Source organism: Propioniciclava sinopodophylli, from assembly GCF_004324755.1.
GTDB classification, from domain to species: Bacteria; Actinomycetota; Actinomycetes; order Propionibacteriales; family Propionibacteriaceae; genus Propioniciclava; species Propioniciclava sinopodophylli.
In genome coordinates this window covers 1-701 of record NZ_SDMQ01000037.1, presented here as the reverse complement: position 1 = coordinate 701, position 701 = coordinate 1, and the positions used below count along the sequence as shown (strand labels likewise).

1 protein-coding gene is annotated in these 701 nt (G+C 67.6%); it reads left to right on the top strand.

The features are described from left to right. Window positions 1-42: 42 nt before the first annotated feature. The coding region (locus ET989_RS14635; RefSeq protein ID WP_165490209.1) for a DUF222 domain-containing protein at window positions 43-701 on the top strand (659 nt) is incomplete at its 3' end.

The following is a 701-nucleotide window of genomic DNA, read 5'->3' as shown; positions in this document are numbered from 1 at the left end:
GCTGGTCGCCGTCGGTTGGACGCCGAGGTGCGGCTTGGGTTGGTGAGCGAGGTCGTCGCGCTGGGGCGTCAGGTGGAGGCTTTGCGGGTGGTGTTGATCGCCGAGGCTGATCGGGCCAAGGCTGCTGAGACCGCACGGGGGACGAGTATCAAGACGTTGTTGGCGGTGTCGTCGAAGGTGACCGCCGCGGAGGCTGCTTCGTGGGTGTACGGCGGTCAGGAGGTCACAGCCCATCCCCTGGTGGCTCAGGCCGCCTTGTCGGGTGAGGTGTCGGTGGCGCAAGCCAGGTCGATCGACCGGGTGCTGGGTGAACTCCCGGCCACCCTGACGGCTGGGCAGCGGGCTGAGGCGGAGCAGTTCTTGTTGGACAAGGCTGCCCTGGTCGATGCGCAGGACCTCGCCAAGCAGACCCGCACCGTCTTGGAGCAGGTCGCCCCCGAGGTCGACGCGGTCGAGGACGAGTTGTCGCGTCTGGATGCGCAGCGCAAGCAAGCCTGGGCTGGCCGGTCGTTGGTGTTCAGCAATGATCGGCGTGGTTCGGTCGTGTTCAAGGGGCAGTTGCCGACGTTGGAGGGGGAGGCGTTCAAGCGTCTGGTCGAGTCGCACGCGGTCAGCAACCGGCGTGCGGTGGAGCAGGCCGCGGATCGTCACGACGAAGCCGGGTTGCGTAGCTTCGAGCAGCGCACCGCCGACGGCCTCAT